The organism is Pseudomonas sp. NFXW11 (assembly GCF_049887815.1).
In the GTDB taxonomy this organism is placed as follows: Bacteria; Pseudomonadota; Gammaproteobacteria; order Pseudomonadales; family Pseudomonadaceae; genus Aquipseudomonas.
Genome location: NZ_JAGEKI010000025.1, coordinates 22,755 through 42,498, shown reverse-complemented (window position 1 = coordinate 42,498; position 19,744 = coordinate 22,755). Strand labels below are relative to the sequence as shown.

Genomic DNA, 19,744 nt, shown 5'->3' with positions numbered 1-19,744 from the left:
CCTAGTTCATCGGAACCTATCACTAAAGTGGTCATCGGCCCCGAGGAGTATTTGCAGTAGCCAGGTACTCCGAAGGTCCCTGCCGACTTCATAGGTCACAAATGCGTCATATAACGCTCCCATGACGACTACAAAATCTAGCCTAGGCTGCTCAAAAATCTCGGTAATATCATCCGGGGCGCGTAGAGTTGTCCTCGGCAATTTTCTTGAAGACCATTTCCATGACTAAGGATTTTGGATGAGCATAAAACGTGCTTCCAACCAGCTAGAGCAGCTCTGCCACATCAAGGATTTGCTGATATTTGAGCGCGAGATTGGCTACCAGCGCGAGATCATACCGGTGATCACTGAATACTCGTGCGCGACCCTAGACTTCGGCGCTGCGGATCAATACGAGTTTTTCCGTGCACGTGGCGTTCACACTGGAGCTAGATCCACATTTCACACCTGGCATAATCAGGTTTCAGTCACCATTTGCCACGTTACATGCCAGATTAAAATCGGTCCAACTGGGCAGCTCATCATGAGTAAGCAAGGTATAGGGTTGGGGCCGGCATTGATGGCGTGCGTCCTTACTTGGTTGCAGAACAGAGGTATCCCGGATTACACAGTTGATCCCGGTTTCTTGTCTTTGGTCGACGCGGCTACCCCTGCTGCCCGGGAGCAACGGAACCGATTCTATATGGCATTTGGATTCACGCTATCTAATTGCAGCGGAACAGAGACAGGATTGGAAGTGATTGAAGGTTCATTCACCGCTGCAAATGTACAAGCCCTTTCCATCCCTGATCGATACCAAGGCCGCCTCCAGCCATGGTTCGACTTTGAGCGCCGGCTCTGTATCGAGCGCGAATCCGGCGCTCTAAACCTGGTTGAGCTGAAATCAATTGATTGGTGGACCTACAGGATGACTTGGTTGGGCCGGAGCTTGCTTCGCGTCCTGGGCTGGCCCGTACAGTTTTGCACCCGACACAAACACGAACCGAGGCCATGGGAGCCTAAGTCGAGCCACGGGCAGCGGCGCTGATAGATTTTATTTAGTTAGCTGTTTCGTGCCGCCTCTTCACTACCGTATTCCGATCAGAACCAGGAGCGTTATGGTGAAAAAATCCATTCTGAGATGTCCGTGCTAATGACAAAAGGGTGATTGGTGTATTTGTCTGGGGCGATTTCGCGGTGACGTAAAGCCTGATATGAGTCGAAATAGCAAGACACGACTAACCTCTTCCGATTAAGACTATTGAAAAAGCCGGCTTCTCAATTCGTCTCAGCGTAGCCTCGACGCTCGCCGAAGATGCCTACACACTTCTGATTCAATGGACGACGATTTGCTCCGCTCGACCTGTGCAGCCATCCAAGAGTTTTGCCTCCGCATACAATAAGGGGTGCTCGGGGGTTGCTCTCCAGGATGTAGGTCCGAAATAGGGTCCAGTGGATGCGCATCTCGGAAAAATCTGATTAATATCAATACATTGAGAGTTCGCGATAGTTTTTATTCTCAAAGAACACACCGGTCATGTGTTATAGACCGACATACATCGCCACATCATCGAACCACTGAAATCGGGAGGCCTGGATACCGTGCACAACCTGCTGCAACACAAGGGCTATTACGGCTCTATCGAAGTCGGCACCGAGGACCACTGCCTCTTTGGCAGGCTCCAGTTCATCAGCGCCCTGGTGAGCTACGAAGGACAAACCCTGGCAGAGCTGGAAATCGCCTTCAAAGAGGCGGTGGATGACTATTTGAGCACCTGCGAGCAATCGGGTGTCCCCGCTGAAATCCCTTGAGCGCGGCCCTCTGATCGCAGCGCCATCCCTCCCCCACAGCATCGTCTTGCAACAAACAGGTCAGGGAATGCCGTTCCCGCCGCTAGAGTTTTCGCTTTGTTTTGTAAGGCTTATCCGAGAGAATCCCCAACGCCTTTGAGCGGCTTGTGCCCTTGGTTTTCGTCAGGCAGTCTCCCTGAGTCGCAGCAAAATCAGCGACTCGGATGTGGAAGTCCGGACATGAAGAACGTGCAGCCTGCCTCATACGAACACCCGTAGTTTTCAATGCGGGTGATCTCGTTTTATGGCAGCTGTACGTGGGGCACTCTCGGGTGCGCCGGATCCTTCAGTCCCGGTCTTCCACACCTGCGTACAGCTGCCACCCTCTCATGTGGAAGTGAGCTCCGGCAGTTCCTTAACGACTGGAGGAACAATCTCATGAAAAAGCTCGTCCCCGATCCACCCCGCTCGCTGCGCGACCCCGAACTGGATCGTGCCAACGCCAACCTGCTCAGCGCCCTGAAAGCGACCCGGCCACGCCCCTTCGGCCTGCGCGATGCCCAGGGCAATCCGCTGTTCGCCGTACAACCCGGGGTCAATGCCGAAGACGCCCTGCTGCACGTTGCCCTGCTGCTCAAGTGCGCCGAAGAGGTGTCCGATGAAATCACCGAGCGCGCCAGCGGCATCGAGCGCGGCCTGATCTGGTCCATGGTGCATTCCGTGGAAATGGCCCGGGCCGTGGTCGAGGCCTTGCTCGACAGCCCACACCCGGCCCGCTGACGGCAACCGCAACCGCGCGCTCATATCGAGTGAGCGCGCGGTTTACTGATAACTAGCGGGATGGCGATTGGCGCTGGCGCAGGTAGTCGAGCACCGCAGCATGATCGCCAATGAACTCGATCCGCGCGCCCTTGCTCTCGCGCTGGAAGGCGTACATCGGGTCGTAATATTCACCCAGCAAGCCTTGGATCCAGGCCCGATGCAGTTCCACATCGCCGTTGCGGGCCTGTTCGGCCAGGGCGGCTTCCATCAACAGGAACAGCCGTTGATGGCGCTCGCCACCGAGGCGCTTGTGGATCTTGTTCAGGCTTTCCAGCAGGCGCTCGGCAAACAGGGCGAAGCCCTCCTCGCCATGCACCGCGACAAATTCCGCGCTGAGGTTCACCACATAGTCGTCGAGGATGCGCTGCACCCGGCTCTCCAGGCTGTCCTCCAGCCAGACCATGGGAAAACCCTGCATGCCCTGGTGCAGTGACAGGGGCAAGGCGCAGCTGCCGATCATGCGGTTTTCGTCCTCGAGGACAAAACTCTGCACCCCGCGCTCGCGCTTTTTCAGCAGGTCTATCGCCAGGCGGTTCTCGAAATCGATATTGCTCGGCTGCCCGGTGGCGCGGCGGCCAAAGCTGGAGCCGCGGTGGTTGGCGTGGCCTTCCAGATCCAGGGCGTTGTCCAGTTGCCCCAGCAGTTCAGTCTTGCCGGTGCCAGTCATGCCCCCCAGCAGCACGAAATCGCATTGCTGCAGGGCCTGCTCGGTGGTGTCCAGAAGGAAGGTGCGCATGGCCTTGTAGCCACCGCCGACCCGCGGGTAATCGATACCCGCCTCCTTCAGCCACTGCTGGACGATCTGCGAACGCAGGCCGCCACGGAAGCAGTACAACAAGCCATCAGGGTGGGCCTTGGCAAACTCGGCCCAGGCCTGCACCCGCTGGGCCTTGATCTCGCCGGACACCAACTGGTGCCCCAGCACAATGGCCGCCTGCTGGCCCTGCTGCTTGTAGCAGGTGCCGACCCGCTGGCGTTCCTGGTCGGTCATCAGCGGCAGGTTGAGCACCCCGGGAAAGGCGCCCTTGGTGAATTCGATCGGCGCACGGGTGTCCATCAGCGGCCGGTCGTTGAGGAAGATCTCGCGGTAGTCGGTGCAGTCCAGAGGCATCAGAACACCTCGACCGCGTGACTCTGTCGCTCCACTAGCTCGCCGATCGGCGCCAGCGCAAGGCCCAGCTCCGCCGCCAGGGCGAGGAATTCGGCGTTGCCTTCGGGGGTCACCGCCACCAACAAGCCGCCACTGGTTTGCGGGTCGCAGAGCACGCGCTTGTGCAGCTCCTGCACCCGCCCGACTTTCTCCGCATAGCTGCTGTAGTTGCGCAAGGTGCCGCCGGGCACGCAGCCCTCATCCAGGTAGTACTCGACCCCCGGCAGGCGCGGCACGCGGTCGTAGTGAATGTGCGCGGTCAGGCCGCTGCCGTCGGCCATTTCCACCAGGTGCCCGAGCAGGCCGAAACCGGTGACGTCGGTCATCGCGGTCACCCCTTCGAGCTTGCCAAAACGGCTGCCGGGCTTGTTCAGGGTGCACATCCAGTCGCGGGCCAGGCCGATATCGGCGGTGCGCAGCTTGCCCTTTTTCTCGGCGGTGGTGAGCACGCCGATCCCCAGGGGCTTGGTCAGGTACAGCAGGCAACCGGCGGTGGCGGTGTCGTTGCGTTTCATAAAGCGTTTTTCCACCAGCCCGGTCACCGCCAGGCCGAAGATCGGCTCCGGCGCGTCGATGGAGTGGCCACCGGCCAGAGGAATGCCCGCCGCATCGCACACTGCGCGACCGCCACGGATCACCTCGCGAGCCACTTCCGGGGCCAGCACATTCACCGGCCAGCCCAGAATGGCGATGGCCATCAAGGGGTCGCCGCCCATGGCGTAGATATCGCTGATGGCGTTGGTGGCGGCGATGCGGCCGAAGTCGAAGGGGTCATCGACAATCGGCATGAAGAAGTCGGTGGTGGACACCACCCCGCGCTCGCTATCGATCTCATACACCGCCGCATCATCCCGCGAGGCGTTGCCGACCCAGAGCTTGGGGTCGAGGTTCTGCGCCCCGCTGCCGGCCAGGATCACTTCCAGTACCTGGGGTGAAATCTTGCAACCGCAGCCAGCGCCATGGCTGTACTGGGTTAGGCGAATCGGCTCGCTCATGGGGCACCTCGTGAATTCAGGGAGCGGGGATTCTAGCAGAGGGGTCAGGTATTGGGCCGCGGCGTGCCCTGATGAAACAGCATCTGCCAGCGCCCCTCGCGGTGGCGCCACAGCGAGCTGCGCCAGGCACTGGTGGCCGGGCGGGCGCCAACTGCGGCGTTATGGCACAGGTAGGTGGCCTGGGCCAGGTCGGGCGCCAGGCGCTGCACGGCGAATTCGCTGATACGCCGCTCGATGAAATCCTGCTGCGGCAGGTCGGCCAGCACCTGGGCCTTGTCCCAGCGCCCACCGCTGGCGCCGAACTCAAGGAACTCTTCGGCCAGCAAGGCCTCCAGCGCCTGGCGGTCGGCCCGCACTTCGGCTTGCTGCAGTTGGCGCTCGAGCAACAGCAGGTGTTCGGACAATTGCATATTCACTCCTGACGTGGCGGCAGATCACGGGCGCACTCTAGCATCCACGCCCGCTCAAGGCCGGACAGGGCTCTTCAGGGCTGGTGCTCAGCGCAGAAATAGCAATACTGCGCTGCTGCATGAATGTCCAAGCAGCGACCAGCGGCTTAATCAACGACTCAAAAAGGCCAGGGCCATGAGCACAAGACCCACCATCGCCGGCGACATCGTGCTGATTCCTATCAGCGAGGGCTTCAGGCCGGCCAAGGTGCTGTACGTTTCACAACGCTACAAGGACACGATCCTGCTGGGTCTCTACGCCAGCAGCGTCACTACCCGGCAACTGCCCGACGCACTGGCAGACACCTTTGCACTGCGGCTCTACACCTCGAAGGCGCCCGTGCACAAGCAGCGCTGGCACTGGGTCGGCCATGAAACGCTGCGAGAATCGCAAACCGGACTCGACCTGAGAATCGTGGCCGGGGAGCTCTGGCAAGGCGACCAGCATCTGGGTATGGCCTCGCCAGAGCAGCGCAAGCATCTGCCGGAGATGCTGGTCATGGGTGCGGCACTGGTCGAGAAAAAAGCCGCGTCCATCCGTTAGCCCGGCGCTGCGCCGCGGGGCACTCAGGCGCCCGAGCGCACGGCAACCCCCGTGACCGCCACCGAACAGGGCCAGTCGCGAGGCAAGAAAAAGCCGCCCTTGCGAGCGGCTAGCAACCTGTTGCCGTTCAAAAGCCCAGGGTCAGGCTCAAGGTCACGGCGTGGTCCTTGGTCTCCTTGGACACCTGCCCCGAATAACCGATACCCAGCTTGCCGGCCGGGCTGATCTGGTAGTCCAGGCCCGCCTCCAGCAGCGCGCTGTCCTTGGCGATCGGCACGCCCTGGGTGGTGAACGAGGTGCCGCCATCGATAAAGCTCAGGTCGGCATCCGGCTTGGTGTCGCCATAGGCATGACGCCAGCCTACGGCCAGGCGCGGGGTCATTTGCTGACCGTTGCCCAGGGTGATGCGCTGGCCGGCGCGCAGGCCAACGGTGGAGAAGGTCACGTCCTGGCTGGACTTGACCTTGAGCGCCGCCGCCCCGCCCTTTTCCTTGCCGGTATCACTGTCGTAGTTGACATAGGCCAGGCCCACGAACGGCTCCAGGGCAATACTGCCGGCCTGCATGGCGTAACCCACTTCACCGAACACCTGGGCACTGCGGGCGTCATAGTCGGCTTTCAGGCGATCGTTGTAGCTGCCGACGCTGACATTGCGCTTGCTCTCGATCTTGTGCCAGCTGTAGGCCGCCCCCAGGCGTACCGCCAGGGCGTCGTACTGGGAATTGACGTAGGCCGCCAGGTGCGTGGTGTTGACCGTGGCATCGGACTGGCGCCGGCTGGCGCTCAGGTCGCTGCGGGTGTAGCCCACGGCGGCACCGGCGCGCCAGGTGTCGTCGAGCTGGCGATCGCTGCCGAGAATAAAGCCCGACAGGTTGCGATCGAGCTTGGCGCTGTTGCTGTTGCCCTCCATCTCGCCCCAGGTGCCCAGCACCCGCATCCAGCCGACCATCTCGCCCTGACAACCGCCACTGCTCAAGCGGTTGGCACTGCTGGCCAGCGCCTGCCGCGGGTCGTCCTCGGCAGCGCACGCCGGTTGCCGCATGCGGTCATTGAGGGCATCACGCACATAACGCGAATCCTCCAGCAAGGCGCTAGCGGTACTGGCGTGGATCTCCCCCGATAAGCTGTCGAAAGCCGCCTGCGCGCCGGCGCTGTCGAGGCCGAGGATCTGGTTGTTCAACTGATCCGCCGGGTCGTCATCGTCGCCGGAATAGGCCTGCAGCGCCGCGGCGGTGGCCCGCTGGTTGGCGGTCAGGGCCACGTCGGTGAACTGGGTCTGGTTGCGGCTGACATTCAGGCTCAGCTGATTGGCGCCGTAGACCAGGGATGTATCGAGGAACACCAGTTGTGGCAGGTTGCTGCTGGCGAAGGTGCCATTGAGGCCGCCGGCGGCGTTGATCAGCGAATAGCTGGTGCTGCCGCTGCGCGGGGTCAGGCCACTGACCACCAGGCGACCGCCCAGGCTGGCGCTGCCGCCGACTTGCAGCGCCGGGCTGCTGGCCGAGGTCGGGGTCAACTGCAAGGTGCCGTTGCTGGCGTTGCTGAAGTTGCCGGTGACGCTCAAGTTGCCGATCGGCCCACCGGAAATCACCAGGCCGGCGTTGCTCAGCGCGCCGACGCTGCCATTGCCTTGCAGCACCGCACCGTTGCTGACCGTCACCGTACCGGCCACCGAGCCCGGGTCATCACCGATTTGCAAGGTGCCCTGCTCCACCGCCAGGGTGCCGCTGAACGGGTGGTTGCCATTGAGCATCAACAACCCGGCGCCCTGCTTGACCACGGTGCCGGTGCCGCTGAGCACGCCATTGAGCACGCCATTGCTGTTTTGCGCGAACAGCATGCGCGCATTCACCAGCAGCCGTCCCTGCAAGCTGGTGGTGTTGCCCGCCAGGGTGCCGCCGCTGACGGTGGTGCCGCCGCTGTAGGTATTGGCGCCGGTGAGCAGCAACAGGCCGGCGTCGGTTTTCTCGATGCCGCCGGTGCCCACCAGCGGCGCGTCGATCTGCGCACTGACCCCGGCATTCACTCGGATCTTGGCCAGGCTGCCGTCAGTGGCATTGGTCGGGCTCAGGCTGCCGTTGCTGCCGGCGACAAAGTTGTAGCCGCTGTCCAGTATCTGCAAGCCGGTGAAACTCTGGGCGCCGACCACCGTGACCGTGCCGCCCTGGCCGCCGAAGATCGCGAACTGGTTGCCCGCGCCTTGGGTCTGGGTGCCGGTGGGGTCGGTCCAGTTGGTACTAGGGCCCCAGGTGCCACTGCCACCGGTGATGCTGCCATCGGCGCTGGTCTTGCCGCCGTTCCAGAACTGCACCTGGCCCGCAGCGCCCTGCACCACCAGGTTGACCTGGTTGGCCAGGGCCGTCTGCAGGCTCAGCGAGCCCGGCACTACGCCGCCGGGCAAGGTGCCGTAGCTCAGGCCGTTATCGGTGAGGCTGCCGCCGTAGCGGAACAGTTGATAGACGCCGATGCCGAAACCACCGGCATCGGTGATGTTCAAGCTGCCGTCCAGGGTCAGGTTGCCGGCAACATTGACCAGGGTGTTGGAGCCCGTCGCCTGGCCCAGGGTGAAGTCCAGCAAGCTGCCGGACGACAGCGCCAGGGAACCGACCGACAGCGGCGTGGCATTGCCGCTGGCCTTGAGCGTGGCGCCGTTGGCCAGGCTCAGCGCGCCGCCCAGCTGACCGCTGCCGCCCACGCTGGCGCCGTTGGCCACTTGCACCGTGGCACTGGCCAGGGAGCCATTGACCAGCAGCGAGCCGGCCTGCACCTGGGTGCTGCCGGTGAAGCCGTTGTTGCCGGTCAGCAGCAGGCTGCCGTTGCCGTTCTTGATCAGGCTGCCATTGCCGCTGAGGTTGCCGGCATAGGTGCCGTTGGCGGCCTGCTGGAAGGTCAGCGTGGCATTGTTGACAATCGCCCCCTGCAGGCTGCTGCTGTCGCCCTGGGTGCTGCCGGCATTGAGTACGGTGCCACCGCTGTAGGTATTGGCGCCGCTGAGCAATAGATTGCCACTGCCGTTTTTCACCAGGCTGCCGCTGCCGCTGATCACGCCGCCGAGGGTCAGGTTCTGGTTGTTGGCCAGGGCCAACTGCGCACCGAGGCTGATGGCGTTACCCAGTTGCAAGGCACTCGAGGTGTCGAGCTGGGCATTGCCGCTGACAGTCAGCGCCCCAGTGCCCAGAGCGGCATTGTTGCCCAGGATCAGTTGCCCGGCATTCAGCCGGGTGCCGCCCTGGTAGGTGTTGACGCCATTCAGGGTCAGGCTGGCGTTGCCGTTCTTGATCAGGCCGCCGCTGCCACTGATCACCCCGCCCAGGGTCAGGGCGTTGGAACCGCCGACGCTCAGGGCGCCGTTGAGCACCGTGGCATTGCCCAGGCTAACGGCGCTGTTGCTGTCCAGGGTGGTGCCGTTGGCGGCGGTCAGCACGCCCGTGCCCAGGGCATTGTTGTTGCCCACCACCAGGGTGCCGCCATTCAGCGCGGTGCCGCCGGTGTAGCCATTGTTACCGTTGAGCACCAGGGTGCCGCTGTCGAGCTTGGCCAGGGTGCCAGTGCCATTGAGGGTGACCCCCAGGGTGGCGATGGCGTTCGGGTCGACGCGGATCGCGGTGTTGCCGGTGCCGCCGTTGACCAGGTTCAACTGGCCGGCGCTACCGCCCACCAGGTTGTAGCCGTTGCTGACAAACTGCATGCCGGTGAGGTTCTGGGTGCCGTCCACGGTGACCGTTCCGGCCGTGCCCTGGAACACCGCGAAGCTGTTGCCCCAGGCCTGGTTGACCGTGCCGTCCACCGAAGTCCAGTTGTTGCCGGCGCTGCTCCAGGTGCCGCTGCCGCCCTCGATCGCGCCGTTGCCCGTGGTCTGCGAGCCATCCCAGAACAGCACGGTGGTGTTAGGTGCGGTGACCAGCAGGTTGACCTGGTTGCTCACCGCAGTCTGGATCTGCAGGTCGCCCGGGGTCACGCTGCCGGGCAGGCTGCCCAGGGTCAGGGTATTGGTCAGGTTGCCGCCGTAGTTGGCCAGACGATAGACACCCGTGCCAAAACCACCCTGGTCGCTGACGTTCAGGGTGCCGTCCAGGTTCAAATCGCCCGTGGCATTCAGCAGCGGATTGCCACCACCGCTGACCGGCGCGCCAAGGCTCACATCCAGGATCGCCGCGCTGCCCATCAGCAGCGAACCCACTGACAGCGTGTTGCCCGTGCTCAGGGCCAGGTGGGCACCATCATTGACCACCACCGAACCGCTGAGGCTGCCGTTGCCGGTCAGGGTCGCACCACTGTTGACCTCGACCAGGGTACTGGCCAGGGAACCGCCGATATTCAATGTCCCGTCGTTGATGCTGGTGCCACCCGTCACGCCATTGCTGCCACTGAGATTGAGGGTGCCGGTGCCGGCCTTGATCAATTGCCCGCTGCCATTGAGGCTGCCAGCGAAGGTGGAGTTCAGGTTGGTGTTGCCCAGGGTCAGAACATTGTTGCCAGCAATGACCACGGTGCCGCTGCCGCTGAGGCTGGCGAGGTCGGTCTGGCCGCCCAGGTTGAGGCTGCTGCCGGCGGCCAGGTTGACACTGGCGTTACTGATCAGGGCACCGCTGCCCAAGGTGCTGAGGCTGCCGGCCTGCACGTCGAGCAGGCCATTGAAGCTGTTGTTGCCGGTCAGGGTCAGATCGCTCAGGCCCTGCTTGATCAGAGTCGAACTGCCGGCCAGGGTCCCGGCCAGGGTCAGGTCGTTGCTACCGGCCAGGGTCAGGGCCGCGTTGACATTGACGTCATTGGCCAGTACCAGAGGCGCGCTGTTGGCCAGGGTCGCTGCGCCGGCCACAGTGAGTGCGCCGGAACCCAGGGCGCTGCTGTTGCCGACGGCCAAGGTGCCGGCATTCAGGGTGGTGCCGCCCGAGTAGGTGTTGATGCCGTTGAGGGTCAGGTTGGCGGCACCGTTCTTGGTCAAGCCGCCAGTACCGCTGATCACCCCGCCAAGGCTCAGGTCCTGGCTGCCCGCCAGGCTCAGGTTGGCGTTGAGGGTGAGGTTGTTGCTCAGGGCCAGCGCGGCGTTGTTGCCCAGGGTGGCGGCGCCGCCCACGGTCAGCGCACCGGAACCCAGAGCGCTGCTGTTGCCCACCACCAGGGTGCCGGAATTCAGGGTGGTGCCACCAAGGTAGCCGTTGGCGCCGCTGAGGGTCAGGCTGGCCGCGCCACTCTTGGTCAGGCCACCGGCACCGTTGATCACCCCGGACAAGGTCAGGTCGGCGCTACCGAGAATGCCCAGGTTGCCCGCCAGGCTGATCTGGTTGCCGACGCTCAGGGCGCTGCTGGCATCCAGCGTGGTGCCCGCTGCGGCGTTCAGGGTACCGCCGCCCAGGGCGCTGTTGCTGGCCAGGATCAGGCCGCCGGCGTTCAGCGCAGTCACCCCCAGGTAGGTGTTGTTGCCGCCCAGGGTGAGGTTGGCCGAGCCGTTCTTGATCAGCCCCCCGGCGCCGCTGAGCACGCCATTCAGGGTCAGGGCCTGGGTGCCGCCAATGCTCAGGTTGCCGTTCAGAGTGACCGCGTTGCCCAGGCTCACGGCACTGTTGCTGTCCAGGGTGGTACCTGCCGCTGCGGTCAGGGCGCCACTGCCCAGGGCACTGTTGTTGCCCACCACCAGGCGCCCGCCATTGAGCAGGGTGCCGCCGCTGTAGGTGTTGGCGCCATTGAGCACCAAGGTGCCGCTATCGAGCTTGGCCAGGGTGCCGCTGCCATTGATGCCCACGCCCAGGGTGGCAGTCACGCCCGGGTCGACCCGAATCGCGGTATTGCCGCCCGTGCCGTTGACTGCGGTCAGGACCCCCGCCGCACCGGCCTGGAGGTTGTAGCCATCGGTGACGAACTGCATCCCGGTGAAGCTCTGCGGCCCCTGCACCGTGACCGTGCCCGCAGTGCCCTGGAACACCGCGAAATCGCTGGCCCAGGTCTGGTTGAGGAAGCCGTCCACCGAGGTCCAGTTGGTGCCCCCAGCCGTCCAGGTGCCGGAGCCGCCGTCCACCGTGCCATTAGGCACGGTCTGGCTGCCGTCCCAGAAACGGATATTGGGATTGGACGCCGACACCAGCAGGTTGACCTGATTGGCCACGCTGGTTTGCACCACTAGGTCCCCCAGGTTGTAGCCCACCGGCACGCTGGCCACGTTCAGGCCCGAGCCCGAGAGGCTGCCGGTGTAGTTGATCAAGCGATACAGGCCGACGCCAAAACCACCGGCATCGCTGACATTGAGCTGGCCATCGAGGGCCAGGTTGCCCCCTACGCTGAGTAGCGCTGTAGTGGACGGCGCCCCCAGGCTGACATCCAGATTGCTGCCGCTGGCCAGCGACAGGGAGTTCACCGACAGCACATTGCCGGAGCTCAAGACCAGGTGACCGCCGCTGGCGACGTTCGCCGCCCCCAGCAACGAACCGCTGCCGGTCAGGCTGGCGCCGTTGTTGACGGTGACGCTGGAGCTGGCCAGGGAACCGCTGACATTCAGGGTGCCGGCATTGACCTGGGTGGCCCCGGTCAAGCCGTTGATGCCGCTGAGGGTCAGGGTACCGCTGCCGATCTTCAGCAACTGGCCGTTGCCGTCGATATTGCCGCCAAAGGTGCTGCTGGCATTGCCCCTGCCGATGCTCAGCGCCACCCCGGAATTCACCTGCAGCGCCCCCCCTCCGGTCAGCCCGCCCACGGTGTCGCTGGCGCCGAGATTGAGGCCCGCCCCCAGGGCGATATTGACCCCGGAGGCATTGCCCAGGGCACCGCTGACCAGAGTGGTGACGCTGCCCGCGGCAATGTCCAGGGCGCCGCTGAAGCTGTTGCTGCTCTGCAGGGTCAGGTCGCTCAAGCCGTTCTTGATCAGCCCGCCGCTGCCGCTGACGATCCCGGCCAGCACCAGGTCATTGTTGCCGGCCAAAGTCAGGTCGGCATTGAGCGTGACATCGTTGGCCAGGCTCAGTGGCGTGCTGTTGTCGAGGGTCGCGGCGCCACCCACGGTCAACGCGCCGCTGCCCAGGGCACTGCTGTTGCCGATGGTCAGGGTGCCGGCATTCAGGGTGGTGCCCCCCAGGTAGGTGCTGATGCCGTTGAGGGTCAGGTTGCCCGCACCGTTCTTGATCAATTGCCCACTGCCGCTGATCAGGCCGCCAAGGCTCAGGTCATTGCTGCCGAGCACGCTCAGGGCCGCATTCAAGGCCAGATTGTTGTTCAGGGCATAGGCGCCGCTGCTGTCCAGGCTGGCCGCTCCGGCCACGGTCAGGGCGCCGCTGCCCAGCGCCGCATTGCTGCCGATGGTCAGGGTCCCGGCATTCAAGGTGGTACCGCCGGCATAGGTGTTGTTGCCGGCGAGGCTCAGGTTGGCGGTGCCATTCTTGATCAGGCTGCCGGCGCCGGCGATCAGGCCGCTGAGCCCCAGGTCGGCCGTACCGCCGATATTCAGCCCTCCGCTCAGGTTGACCTGGTTGTTCAGGGTCACGCCGGTGTTGGCATCCAGGGTGGTGCCCGCCGCGGCATTCAGGATGCCGCTGCCCAGCGCCGTGCTGTTGCCGACCACCAAGCGCCCGACGTTGAGCGCGGTGTTTCCCAGGTAGCCGTTGGCGCCGCTGAGAATCAGGTCGGCGGCACCGTTCTTGATCAGTCCACCTACGCCGTTGACCAGCCCGGTCAAGGTCAGGGCATTGCTGCCGGCAAAGGTCAGGCTGCCCTGCAGGTTCAGCGCATTGTTCAAGCTCAGGGCGCTGCTGGCATCCAGCACGGTACCGCCGCTGGCAGTCAGGGTGCCGCTGCCCAGGGCGCTGCCGGAGCCGACGATCAGCGTGCCGGCATTCAGCGCAGTGCCGCCCTGGTAGGTGTTGCTGCCATTGAGGGTCAGGCTTGAGGCACCTGTCTTGATCAGGCTGCCGGTGCCTCCGATCACCCCGTCCAGGGTCAGGGCGTTGCTGCCGCCCAGGGTCAGCGCGGCATTGAGATTGATCGCGTTGTTCAGGGTCAGGGCGCTGCTGGCATTCAGCGAACTGGCGCCACCCACGGTCAGCGCGCCACTGCCCAGGGCACTGGCATTGCCCAGGGTCAGGCTGCCGGCATTGAGCAGGGTGCCGCCCTGATAGGTGTTGGCGCCGTTGAGGGTGAGGTTGGCCGCGCCATTCTTGATCAGCCCGGCCGTGCCGCTGATCAGCCCGTCGAGAATCAACGGGTTGACGCCGTCCAGGGTCAGGTCGGCATTCAGGGTGATGTCGTTGAGCAGGTCCAGGCTGGCGTTATTCGCCAGGTGCGAGGCGCCGGCCACGGTCAAGGCGCCGCTGCCCAGGGCGGCATTGTTGCCCAGGGTCAGGGTGCCGGCATTCAGCGTGGTACCACCGGTATAGGTGTTGCTGCCATTGAGGGTCAGGTTGGCCGAACCGTTCTTGGTCAGGCTGCCGTTGCCGGCGACTACCCCACCCAGGCTCAGGTTGGAACTGCCGAGCAGCGACAGGTTGCCCGCCAGGTTCAGGGCATTGCCCAGGGTGACGGCGGTGCTGCTGTCCAGGCTGGTGTTGGCGGCGGCATTGAGCATGCCCAGGCCCAGGGCCAGGTTGCTGCCCAGCACCAGGGTGCCGGCATTCAGCGCAGTATTACCCAGGTAGCCGTTGTTGCCGGACAGCGTCAGGCTGGCGTTACCGTTCTTGATCAAACCGCCGGCGCCATTGATCGAGCCGGACAGGCCCAGCGCCTGACTGCCGCCGAGGGTCAGGTTGGCCGCCATGTTCAGGGCATTGGCCAGGGTGACGGCGGTGGTGGTGTCCAGGGTGACCCCGGCCGCGGTGTTCAGGGCGCCGGTGCCCAGGGCGGTATTGCTGCCCAGCAGCAAGCTGCCGCCACTGAGGGTGGTGGTGCCCTGGTAGTTGTTGTTGCCGCTGAGGGTCAGCGTGGAGGCACCGTTCTTGACCAGCCCGCCAGTTCCGGAAAGCACGCCGTTGAGGGTCAGGTTGTTGGTGCCCAGGTTGGTCAGGTTGGCATTGAGGGTCAGGTTGTTGTTCAGGCTCAGGGCGCTGGTGGTGTCCAGGCTGGAACTGCCGTTGACGGTCAGAACACCACTGCCCAGGGCATTGTTGTCGCCCAGCACCAGGGTCCCGGAGCTCAGGTTGGTGGTACCGCTGTAGCCGCTGTTGGCACCGCTGAGGATCAGGCTGCCGCTGCCGCCCTTGTTGATTGCGCTGCTGCCACTGATCAGCCCGGACAGGGTCAGTGCCCCCGCCCCGGTGGTGTTCATGCTGCTGTTGAGAATCAGCGCATTGGCCAGGTTCACCGTACCCACCGCGGCAAGCGTGGCGCCGCCGCCAAAGGTCAGGCTGCCGCTGCCCAGGGCCAGGTTGTTGCCCACCTGCAGCGTACCGGCGTTGAGGGTGGTGTTGCCGCTGTAGGTGTTGGCGCCGTTGAGGGTCAGTGCTCCACTGCCGTTCTTGGTCAAGCCGCCACTGCCGGAAATCACCCCGCCCAAGGTCACGCTGTTACTGCCCTGGAGCACCAGGCCGCCACTGCCCAGGCTGATCAGGTTGCTCAGGGTCAGGCCGGCGCTGCTGGCCTGCAGTATCCCGCCATTGGAGGTCAGCAGCCCGCTGCCGAAGGTACCGCTGTTGTTGAACAGCGCCACACCGCCATTGAGGGTGGTGTTGCCACTGACCACCGGCCCCTGCAGGGTCCAGGTGCCACTGTTGAGCACCAGGTTGTTGAAATTGACGTAGTTGGCACTGGACACCGTGCCCGAACCGGACGTGCCGCCGCCAACCCCCAGGGTATTTTGCAGCACCAGGCCGTTGGTGCCGCCGGCCCCGCCGTCGATCTGCCCGGTGGGGGCGAAGGTCAGGTCGACCCCCACCAGCCCGCCCAGGCTCACCCCCACCCCGCCACCGCTCTGCACCGTGGAACCGGTGATGGCGGTAAAGGTGTTGGTGCTGCCAGCCCCCAGGGACACACCACCGACGATCGAGCCACTGTTGACGAAGCTGTTGCCGCCGGCTGAGGACTGGAAAGCCACCCGTCCCACCAGCGAGCCGCTGTTGTTCATCGACACCTGGGAGCCGCCATACACCGCCACCACCGGCGCATCGGCAGACACCAGGGTCAGCCCCAACAGGGCCTGGGAACTGATGGTGCCGTCGTTGACGATGCTGGTGCTGCCGCCGGCGCCATTGTTGATGTTCAGCGCCATGCCGTTGAGGGTCCCCAGGTTCAACCCGAGAATTCCCGACGTCCCGCTGAGCAGCCCCGAGGCCGCATTGTTGACGCTCACCGTGCCTGACGCGCCGTTGCCGATCACCGCACCGTTGCTGAGCAGGGTCACCAGCCCCAGCAACGAGGGGTCGATGGTGCCAGCGTTATTCAGGGTGATGTTGTTACCGGTGAGGCTGATCGCCGTTCCACCGAGCAGCGAATTGAAGGTCGAGCCGCTGGTAACGTTGACCGTCAAGGCATCGGCGGCACTGGAGAAGGCATTGGTCAGAATCGCCGTGGCATTGCCACTGCAAGTGACGGTATCCCCCGCCACCGGGCTGGCCGGTGAACAGACTGCCATGGCGCTCGGGCTCAGCAGCCCCCAGACCAGCCCGACCACACCCAGGCGAACGGCCATGGAGAGAGGTGAAAGTTTGGCGACCGAATCCTTGAACTGACCTTGTTCCACGCTCAACTCCTTGAGGGGTCAAGCTTTTCATCCGTGAACTTCTGCGCAGCCTGGCAGGACTATTCGATTTCGTTGCGCATCAAGGTAAAAAACCTGACAACAGGTAATATCTCCTGAGCACGAAACCTAGACGACAAAGAAAACCGCGTGGCTTTTTTCCTCTTGTCAAATAGCATTAATACTTTAGTTTGACGTGGGTTCACGGGTTTTCCAGTGAGCAATCAACTTCAGAAGTTTCAACTAGTTGGCCTCAGAAAAGGCAACTAAAGCGTCCACAGCCAAAAAATAGACACCTCTTGTTTGCCTCAAATAGCGCAAAAAACACTGACCCAAACGCCAAGTCAAATGACCAAGCCAGAGCGGGCTCCAACTTCCGCGAAAGGTCAGCGCCGAACTGGCATAACCCAATTGCGCAACTTGAATCGATTTTTCCTCGATCCGCCCAACCCCCAAGCTTCCGGTCGTTCAAAAGCCCCCGACGGGATCGGGCGGCATTGCGCCGCATCAATTTTGCGAAGTTACCTATTTGAAAAGGCATTCAACTCAGGGAGAATCCGCGCTCTTTTTCCAGGCACCCTGGAAAATCAATTAGTTGGCGACCCGTGAACTAAGGTCGCGCAGCCACTGAGGCACTTGCCGGCAGAGCTTCGCCTCACTGCCCGCAAACCCCAGCACCTGCCAGGTATCACGGCAGTATTGTTCAGCAATGGAGTATGCATGAAGAGCAAATCGTTTAAGAAAAACCTCCTGGCCCTGCTAGTGGGCGCCGCCAGTGCACAAGCAGGCGCGGTTGAGATCGATCTTGGCAGCGGTACAAACAGCTGGGACCAGGCCTCCTTCAGCGAGTCACTGACCTTGAGCGGGCAGTTCACCCAAACCACCCCGGCGTCACCGGGGATCATCTCCGGCGCGGACTTTCGCACCACCGATATCCAGGGCACCCTGCTCAATCGAGCAGACATCACCCTGGACGGGCTGCCCAGGGTCAGCGGAATACAGATCGACAGCACGTTCAATCTCAGTGCTGCAGCGGGCAGCCATATCACCGGCGATATCAATCAGAACGGCACCATCCTGCTGCTGAACACCCCCGATGCCACAGGAATGGAAATTGGCAACGCCACCATCGACGGCAGCGTCATCCAATCGGGAACCATCCAGATCAGCGCCGGTGGCAATTCCCTGAGAACCAATCACGAGGGGATCTTTGTCAACCGCGCCACTATCCAGGGGAACCTGGCCAATACCGGCACCATCGACATTTCCGCCCCGGAGGCGATCGGCATCGCTATCGATGCCTCTGGCCTGAACCAGGTGTTTATCGGCGGCAAGGTGCTCAACTCGGGCAGCGTCAGGGTGAGGGGCGAAGAGACCAACGCCCTGGAAGTGGAAACCCACACCAGCGCGCTGAAGATCGAGAACAGCGGCCTGCTGTCCGCCACGGGCAAGGATGCCGCCAGCGTGGCTTTCTACGACGGTACGGTGGATTACCTACTCAACACCGGCACCATCGAAGGCCTGGGCGACCAGGCCAGGTCGATCGAACTGCGCGGTGCCCATTTCACTCAAAACCTGGCTTCGGGGCAGCGCGGCATCATCAACCGCGGCACCCTGCTGGCCGACGGCGTGGCGATTGCCGTCGACGCCGCTGACCAGACCTCAGCCTTCGAAATCAACCAGCAGGCCGGGCTCATCCGCAGCAACAGCGGCACCGCCATCAACGGCGCGCACCTCGCCGAACTGAACTGGAGCGGCGGGCAGATCCAGGGCGACCTGCTCGACCTGGTGCAGGTCAACGTCAGCGGCCAGGCAGACTTCATCGGCCAGCGCATTGTCAGCCCGCTGAACATCAACTCGGGCTCGCTCAACCTTGCAGCTCAGGGCACGAACATCAGCGGTGACCTGGCGGTGGCCAGTGGCGCCGCTATCGATATGCGCCTGAGCAACAGCGTGGTACCTGGCACGCCCTATCTGACAGTCAACGGCAACGCCACCTTCGCCCCAGCGTCGAAAGTGACCCTGAGTGCCAAGCCTGGCGATTTCCAGGCCAATGCCAGTGGCACCCGCTACACCCTGGTCCAGGCCAACAACCTGCAAGACCATGGCCTGAGCGTCAGCAGCCGCTCGGCACTGCTGGATGTACTCAGCTACTCCACGGATGCCCAAGCGGTTTCGGCAGTGGTGGGATTGAAAAGCGATCAGCAACTGCAACAGCAATTGCTCGACCAGGGCGCCGACCCCAGTACCGCACAGGCAGTCAATTCACTGAAAAACCAAGTGTTGGGACGCCTGAGTAACAGCGACCCGGTGTTTCAGGCATTGGCGGGGCAATCCACCACCGCCGACCTGGTGGCACAGGGCGAACGCCTGAAGCCCGACGTCAGCCGAGGCGTGCTGGAGACCACCCTGCACGGGCAGGATCAACTCAACCAGGCCATTTTCAGCCGCCTGGATCACCTGCGTGGCACGGGGCCGGACGACCAGCCAACGGACGCCCAAGGTGTCTGGATACAAGGCCTGGACAGCGACCTGGATCAGAATCGCCGTGACCACAAGAACGGTTACTCCGCCAACAACAGCGTGCTGGCGGTGGGTGTCGACGGTCGGCTCAATGCCGCCACGACCTTGGGCCTCGCCTATTCGCGCATCAATGCCAACATCCATTCCGACCTTGGCAACAAGACCGATGTACAAGGCCATGCCCTGTCGCTGTATGGCAACTGGGCGCTGCAGGACGGCTTCGCCAACGGCAGCCTCAGCTATGGCCACAACCAGAACGACAGCAAGCGCCATGTCGCCGGCACCACCGCCAAGGGCCGCTATGACAGCGACCAGCTGTCCATGAGCCTGCTGGCAGGCTACCGCTTCCGCCTGACCGACAACCTGCTGCTTGAGCCCCGCGTGGCAACCCGCTATGCCAGGGTGAACATGGACGGCTTCAAGGAACACGGTTCCTCCGCAGCCCTTGATACCGGTTCCCAGGCGTACGAAGTCGGCGAATTGGGCGCGGGCCTGCGAGTGGCAGGCAACTGGCCCCTGGAACGGGGCCGGCTGCAGCCTGAAGCCAGCCTGATGACCTACCACGACCTGATCGGCGACCCTGTCGCTCAGACCTCGAGCTTTGTCCTCGGCGACTCGGCCTTCACCGTCCAGGGCGCCAAGGTCGCCCGTGACCGCCATGAAGCGAAGATCGGCCTCAACTATGCGCTGTCATCCCTGGTGATCGGGGCGGGCTACAGCTACCAGGCGCGCAGCGGCTTCACGGCTAACTCGCTGGCCTTGCAAGCCAGTTACGCGTTCTAGATGCCCCATCCTGGAGCCCTCCCCTGAGGCTGACGCAGGCGGAGGGCCAAAGATGCC

General features: G+C 63.5%; 8 protein-coding genes and 1 pseudogene. 5 read left to right on the top strand and 4 right to left on the bottom strand.

Annotation, left to right across the window (positions count from 1 at the left end; translation table 11 throughout):
- The first annotated feature begins 238 nt into the window (after positions 1-238).
- The 3 genes and pseudogenes from J4P02_RS28155 to J4P02_RS28145 all read left to right on the top strand — a co-directional run bounded on the left by J4P02_RS28155 (position 239) and on the right by J4P02_RS28145 (position 2,550).
- The gene (locus J4P02_RS28155; RefSeq protein WP_426196591.1) at positions 239-1,027 is read left to right on the top strand and encodes a hypothetical protein; all 789 of its coding nucleotides are present in this window, start codon (positions 239-241) and stop codon (positions 1,025-1,027) included.
- 554 nt (positions 1,028-1,581) lie between these two features.
- Positions 1,582-1,788 (top strand): annotated as a pseudogene (locus J4P02_RS28150) (type II toxin-antitoxin system HicB family antitoxin); the annotation flags it as partial.
- Positions 1,789-2,208: 420 nt separating this feature from the next.
- Positions 2,209-2,550, top strand: a complete 342-nt coding sequence (locus tag J4P02_RS28145) for a DUF6124 family protein (protein ID WP_426196589.1) — start codon at positions 2,209-2,211, stop codon at positions 2,548-2,550.
- A gap of 52 nt (positions 2,551-2,602) precedes the next feature.
- On the opposite strand, the gene mnmH is transcribed toward J4P02_RS28145, so the two are convergent.
- The 3 genes from mnmH to J4P02_RS28130 are packed head-to-tail and all read right to left on the bottom strand — an operon-like array spanning position 2,603 to position 5,147.
- Positions 2,603-3,703 (bottom strand): tRNA 2-selenouridine(34) synthase MnmH, encoded by a 1,101-nt coding sequence (gene mnmH, locus J4P02_RS28140; protein WP_426196587.1) that lies wholly within the window; start codon positions 3,701-3,703, stop codon positions 2,603-2,605.
- Positions 3,703-4,737, bottom strand: a complete 1,035-nt coding sequence (selD, locus tag J4P02_RS28135; RefSeq protein ID WP_426196585.1) for a selenide, water dikinase SelD — start codon at positions 4,735-4,737, stop codon at positions 3,703-3,705. The genes mnmH and selD overlap by 1 nt, the downstream gene beginning before the upstream one ends.
- A 44-nt stretch (positions 4,738-4,781) precedes the next feature.
- Positions 4,782-5,147 carry a DUF4440 domain-containing protein gene (locus J4P02_RS28130; protein ID WP_426196583.1) on the bottom strand — a complete coding sequence of 122 codons (366 nt, stop codon included), beginning with the start codon at positions 5,145-5,147 and terminating at the stop codon, positions 4,782-4,784.
- Between the two features lie 175 nt (positions 5,148-5,322).
- On the opposite strand from J4P02_RS28130, the gene J4P02_RS28125 reads away from it, so the two are divergent.
- Entirely contained in the window at positions 5,323-5,730 is a 408-nt protein-coding gene (locus J4P02_RS28125) for a hypothetical protein (protein WP_426196581.1), read from the top strand.
- A gap of 127 nt (positions 5,731-5,857) precedes the next feature.
- On the opposite strand, the gene J4P02_RS28120 is transcribed toward J4P02_RS28125, so the two are convergent.
- Positions 5,858-16,333: an autotransporter-associated beta strand repeat-containing protein gene (locus J4P02_RS28120; RefSeq protein WP_426196662.1), complete on the bottom strand. Its 10,476-nt coding sequence runs from the start codon at positions 16,331-16,333 to the stop codon at positions 5,858-5,860.
- Between the two features lie 768 nt (positions 16,334-17,101).
- Between J4P02_RS28120 and J4P02_RS28115 the strand changes: the two genes are divergently transcribed.
- On the top strand, positions 17,102-19,687 hold the full coding sequence (locus J4P02_RS28115; RefSeq protein ID WP_426196579.1) for an autotransporter domain-containing protein: 2,586 nt from the start codon (positions 17,102-17,104) through the stop codon (positions 19,685-19,687).
- Positions 19,688-19,744 lie beyond the last annotated feature (57 nt).